This window comes from Saccharopolyspora spinosa NRRL 18395, from assembly GCF_000194155.1.
GTDB lineage: Bacteria > Actinomycetota > Actinomycetes > Mycobacteriales > Pseudonocardiaceae > Saccharopolyspora > Saccharopolyspora spinosa.
In genome coordinates, this window is sequence record NZ_GL877888.1 from 1 (window position 1) to 4996 (window position 4996).

The 4996-nt window shown below is 70.0% G+C and carries 8 protein-coding genes and 1 pseudogene; 4 read left to right on the forward strand and 5 right to left on the reverse strand.

Features of this window, described 5'->3' with window-relative positions:
• The first annotated feature begins 143 nt into the window (after nucleotides 1–143).
• Nucleotides 144–308: a hypothetical protein gene (locus SSPN_RS57435; RefSeq protein WP_010316624.1), complete on the forward strand. Its 165-nt coding sequence runs from the start codon at nucleotides 144–146 to the stop codon at nucleotides 306–308.
• Complete coding sequence (locus SSPN_RS48405; RefSeq protein WP_237710997.1) at nucleotides 308–565, forward strand: hypothetical protein; 258 nt, start codon at nucleotides 308–310, stop codon at nucleotides 563–565. The genes SSPN_RS57435 and SSPN_RS48405 overlap by 1 nt, the downstream gene beginning before the upstream one ends.
• Here SSPN_RS48405 and SSPN_RS0141535 read toward each other — a convergent pair.
• On the reverse strand, nucleotides 508–762 hold the full coding sequence (locus SSPN_RS0141535; protein WP_010316628.1) for a hypothetical protein: 255 nt from the start codon (nucleotides 760–762) through the stop codon (nucleotides 508–510). The genes SSPN_RS48405 and SSPN_RS0141535 overlap by 58 nt on opposite strands.
• 27 nt (nucleotides 763–789) lie before the next feature.
• Between SSPN_RS0141535 and SSPN_RS61325 the strand changes: the two genes are divergently transcribed.
• Complete coding sequence (locus tag SSPN_RS61325) at nucleotides 790–1023, forward strand: hypothetical protein (protein ID WP_010316629.1); 234 nt, start codon at nucleotides 790–792, stop codon at nucleotides 1021–1023.
• A 340-nt stretch (nucleotides 1024–1363) separates the two neighbouring features.
• The gene (locus SSPN_RS62025; protein ID WP_010316631.1) at nucleotides 1364–1495 is read left to right on the forward strand and encodes a hypothetical protein; all 132 of its coding nucleotides are present in this window, start codon (nucleotides 1364–1366) and stop codon (nucleotides 1493–1495) included.
• A 607-nt stretch (nucleotides 1496–2102) separates the two neighbouring features.
• Here the strand turns inward: SSPN_RS62025 and SSPN_RS56250 are convergent.
• The 4 genes and pseudogenes from SSPN_RS56250 to SSPN_RS48410 all read right to left on the reverse strand — a co-directional run.
• Nucleotides 2103–2486 (reverse strand): annotated as a pseudogene (locus SSPN_RS56250) (DUF3987 domain-containing protein); the annotation flags it as partial.
• Entirely contained in the window at nucleotides 2440–3027 is a 588-nt protein-coding gene (locus SSPN_RS0141555) for a DUF3987 domain-containing protein (protein WP_010316633.1), read from the reverse strand. The pseudogene SSPN_RS56250 and the gene SSPN_RS0141555, both read right to left, overlap by 47 nt.
• A gap of 29 nt (nucleotides 3028–3056) precedes the next feature.
• Complete coding sequence (locus SSPN_RS0141560) at nucleotides 3057–3509, reverse strand: hypothetical protein (protein ID WP_010316634.1); 453 nt, start codon at nucleotides 3507–3509, stop codon at nucleotides 3057–3059.
• 169 nt (nucleotides 3510–3678) lie between these two features.
• Nucleotides 3679–4996, reverse strand: a 1318-nt coding sequence (locus tag SSPN_RS48410; protein ID WP_010316635.1) for a DUF3987 domain-containing protein, incomplete at its 5' end; no start/stop codon positions are given.

The following is a 4996-nucleotide window of genomic DNA, read 5'->3' on the forward strand; positions in this document are numbered from 1 at the left end:
GCCGAGGTGTGGTCGCGGAACTTCCCGATCGTGACGTGGGAGGAGATCCGGCGCGGCGTGCACCCGAACCGGGGGCCCAGCCCCCGCGATCCGGTCATCGGCGGCCAGCTCGACGTGAGCTTCGACCAGGACGGGGTGGCGTGATGACCACGTTGAGCCTGCACGGGGCGACAACGCTGCTGTACGCCGCGCCGGTCTCGACCGAGCTGCTGTCCCAGCTGCCGTTGGACAACCTGGTCGCGGAGATCTTCGCCCCGGTGTCGGCCCCGGCCCAGCGGAAGCGGTCACGGGCGAAGGTGAGCCAGTGATGGCCGCCAACGCGAGGCTGAGGCAGGCCCGGCAGGTGTTCGAGTGGACTCAAGGCGACCTCGCGCACCGCATGATCGAGGCAGCGAAAGCGCGGGGCATCCGGTTGGGCGCTTTGGGCACGCTCAAGGGCCTGATCTGCGGGTGGGAACAGGGCAAGCTCACGGTCTCGCAGACCTACCGGGAGCTGCTGGCCACGGTCTACGGCAGCGGGTGCCGGTCGTCCCCGGCCCGCATGTGCGGCCCGTCGCCGAGATAGACCCCGGTCGCCGCCATCAGCGACGCCAGGATGTTCGCCGGGTCCGCCTCGCTGGTCGGCTCCAGGCGGCGCACGAGCGATCCGAGGTAGGTGCCGAACATCGCCTCGTCACGGTCGGGCAGCTCCGAGCGAGCGCGGGCGATCTCCTCCAGCGCGCGCCGCTCGGTCTCCGGGTCCAGCGCCGGAACTGCCGGCACTGGCCCCGCGGCTTCCCGTGGCCTGAGATGGCGAAGCAGGCTTACGGCATGGCCAACGGGCAGGTCACCGAGTTCACCGCAGCTCACCGGGAGTTCAACGACACCCCGCCCGCCATGCAGCTCACGCTGACGGTACCGATGTCGTATGAGGACATCGCGGCGGCGTACTACCTGTTCATCAACGGTGGCGGGCTGCTGTCGGACCTCGACAGCGGGTGCCGGTCGTCCCCGGCCCGCATGTGCGGCCCGTCGCCGAGATAGACCCCGGTCGCTGCCATCAGCGACGCGAGGATGTTCGCCGGGTCGGCCTCGCTGGTCGGTTCCAGGCGGCGCACGAGCGACCCGAGGTAGGTGCCGAACATCGCTTCGTCACGGTCGGGCAGCTCCGAGCGAGCGCGGGCGATCTCTTCCAGCGCGCGCCGCTCGGTCTCCGGGTCCAACGCCAGCGCCGGAACCGCCGGCACTGGCCCCGCGGCTTCCCCTGTTCATCAACGGTGGCGGGCTGCTGTCGGACCTCGACGACGCGGACTGGGCCCGGCAGGTCCTGTTCGACACGCTGTTCAACGACTCGGCCGCCGCCATCGAGGAAACGCGGCTGGCGATGGCCGAGATCGAGCCCAGCACCGAGGAACACGACTTGGCGCAGGCCATCCGGGCGCGGGTCGCGGAGATCTTCGCCCCGGTGTCGGCCCCGGCCCAGCGGAAGCGGTCACGGGCGAAGGTGAGCCAGTGATGGCCGCCAACGCGAGGCTGAGGCAGGCCCGGCGCCGGCACTGGCCCCGCGGCTTCCCTCGTCGGCTGCTGGGTGGAGTCGGGGACCAGGTGCAGCCGTCGCCGCTGTTCGCCCGCCGTGTCGGGCGGTGTTTCAGGCTTACTCATGGGCTTTCGGCTCCGATGTCACTCGGGAAATTCGCGGGTGGTGTTTGTGCTGTTCGCGGATCAGCGAACAGGGCTTTTACAAGCCCGAGTCGACCTCGACTCGGCAGGGCCGACTCCGGTCGAGTCGGGGTCGACTCATGCAGGTCACCGGCTCGGTCGCCCGGTCGGCTGCGGCGGCCCGGCTGGTCGGCTCGGTCGCCCGGTCGGCTGCGGCGGCCCGGCTGGTCGGCTCGGGCGGCCGGGCGGGAGGTCAGCCCGGAGTGGATGTTGCGGTCCTCGAAGTCCGGGTCGGTGGCCAGCAGTAGGCGTTTCGCGGCCGACCAGCCCGCACCCTTGCGGCCTACACCGGTCCGGCCGATGACCATCGGCCACACCAGCAGCGGGTGCCGGTCGTCCCCGGCCCGCATGTGCGGCCCGTCGCCGAGATAGACCCCGGTCGCCGCCATCAACCCGGCGGCCGGGCGCGCACGCAGGTCCACGGCCAGCCGGTCCAGTAGGGCCGGGTCCGCGCCGGTGCTGTTGGGCAGGAACTGGGTCTGCGCGACCAGCACGGGAAGGAACCGGTTGTAGGTGCCTCCGGCCATGTCCGACGCCGAGAGCTTGGCCTGGAACTCCTTCGGCGTGATGTGGGCCAGGATCCCGACGTGGGTGTCCCGCACGATCCGCGCGTTCACACCGAGGGTGGAGAGGTTCCCGCCTTCCCACGCCGCGCGCAGCGTCGCCGAGAGCGTGTTGCCCTCCCGCTTCATGCGGGCCATGACGGTGGCCCACTCGGTTTCGAACGCCAGCAACCTGCGGTCACCGGGCGGCAGCAGCGACGCCCGCTTCTTGCCCTTGCCTTCCTCTCCCACGGGTGAGGCCGAGTTGCCCGAGGCGGGAACCGGCGGCCAGGCGCGCACGCAGGTCCACGGCCAGCCGGTCCAGTAGGGCCGGGTCCGCGCCGGTGCTGTTGGGCAGGAACTGGGTCTGCGCGACCAGCACGGGAAGGAACCGGTTGTAGGTGCCTCCGGCCATGTCCGACGCCGAGAGCTTGGCCTGGAACTCCTTCGGCGTGATGTGGGCCAGGATCCCGACGTGGGTGTCTCGCACGATCCACACGGCGCGGGCGGAGGCCACGGCGTAGCGGACGAACGCCGCAGCTGCGGCCAGGTGCTCCACGGTGATCAGTTCCACGCCGTCGAGCGCGGCATGCAGCCCGGCCACGCGCAGGCAGTTCGGCGCGGCGCGGGACAGGAACTGTTCGATCGGGCCATCGTCGGCGCTGTAGCCGCCGAACTCGACGTACAGCCGCTGCCACAGCATCGCCGCGTCACGGGTGAGGCCGAGTTGCCCGAGGCGGGCACCGGCGGGCAGACGCGCGCGCCGGGCCAACGCCCAGCGGGGCACAGCAAAGTTCGTACGTACGAACTTTGCTCTCAGCGTTTGTCCTGGTCAGGGGCATTGTTCGTAAGTTCGTAGTGTTCGTTCGCTACGTAGATCTCGGTGGCGCGGCCTCCCTTCCTCCCCTCTGGCCGCTGGAACGTCTTGGTGATCACGTCGTCGGCGGCAAGCTGGTCAAGCCACGCGGTGATGTCGGCGGCCTTCTCGTTGCCCTGGAAGTGCTGCTGACTGATCTCGGTGCGGCCACGCCCGGCCGGTCCGGCGTCGGCGATAAACCGGGCGAGCTTGGACAGCTTGGGATTCGAGGTGGTGAACACCGCGCGGGCGGAGGCCACGGCGTAGCGGACGAACGCCGCAGCTGCGGCCAGGTGCTCCACGGTGAAGGGAGGCGGGGAGGGAAAATTCCCTCCCTCCCCGGCGACTCCCTGCCCTGTTCCCTGTCCGATTCCCTGCCGGATCGACGGGTTGGTGTGCTGGCTGCGGTTCATCGGTGCTCCCGTGGTGTGCGAATTTTTCGAACTTTCGAACTTTGGGCCTGACCTGCGGTTTTGTGTTTTTCTAAATTTCGACGGCTTCGAACTTTGGGCCTAAAGTTCGCACGGCTCGAAATTTAGAAACCAGCGTTTGCCCTGGTCAGGCCCAAAGTTCGAAAATTCGTTAATTTCGCGGTGCGGCGACGTAGACCTGTGCGCCCCTGCCGTTGGGGCGGCCGTCGGCGCGGGGCCGGTCGGTGACAGTGACTTGCCCGCTGTCGATCAGCGGTTGCAGCCGGGCGTCGATCTCCTCCTTCCTCGCCTGGCCCTTGAAGATCGGGCTCTTGCTGATCTCGGTGCGGGTACGCCCCTGCTCCTCGGCTGCCGCGATGAACGCCAGCAGGTCACCCTCACCTCTGCCGAACACGGCGCGGGCGGAGGCCACGGCGTAGCGGACGAACGCCGCAGCTGCGGCCAGGTGCTCCACGGTGATCAGTTCCACGCCGTCGAGCGCGGCATGCAGCCCGGCCACACGCAGGCAGTTCGGCGCGGCGCGGGGCAGGAACTGTTCGATCGGGCCGTCGTCGGCGCTGGAGCCGCCGAACTCGACGTACAGCCGCTGCCACAGCATCGCCGCGGCCCGGGTGAGGCCGAGTTGCCCGAGGCGGGCACCGGCGGCCAGACGCGCGCGCAGGTCCACCGCCAGGCGGTCCAGCAGGGCCGGGTCCGCGCCGGTGCTGCTGGGCAGGAACTGGGTCTGGGCGACCAGCACGGGAAGGAACCGGTTGTAGGTGCCCCCGGCCATGTCCGACGCCGAGAGCTTGGCCTGGAACTCCTTCGGGGTGATGTGGGCCAGGATCCCGACGTGGGTGTCCCGCACGATCCGCGCGTTCACACCGAGGGTGGAGAGGTTCCCGCCTTCCCACGCCGCGCGCATCGTCGCCGAGAGCGTGTTGCCCTCCCGCTTCATCCGGGCCATGACGGTGGCCCACTCGGTCTCGAACGCCAGCAGCCGCCGATCACCAGGCGGCAGTAGCGACGCCCGCTTCTTGCCCTTGCCTTCCTCTCCCTCGTCGGGGCCGGTCGCGCCCGCCTCGTCCTCGTTGAACGCCTGAGTCAGCCCCTCACCGGAAGTCAGACCGGAGTGGATGTTGCGTTCCACGAAGTCCGGGTCGGTGGCCAGCAGTAGGCGTTTCGCGGCCGACCAGCCCGCACCCTTGCGGCCTACACCGGTCCGGCCGATGACCATCGGCCACACCAGCAGCGGGTGCCGGTCGTCCCCGGCCCGCATGTGCGGCCCGTCGCCGAGATAGACCCCGGTCGCCGCCATCAGCGACGCCAGGATGTTCGCCGGGTCCGCCTCGCTGGTCGGCTCCAGGCGGCGCACGAGCGATCCGAGGTAGGTGCCGAACATCGCCTCGTCACGGTCGGGCAGCTCCGAGCGAGCGCGGGCGATCTCCTCCAGCGCGCGCCGCTCGGTCTCCGGGTCCAGCGCCGGAACT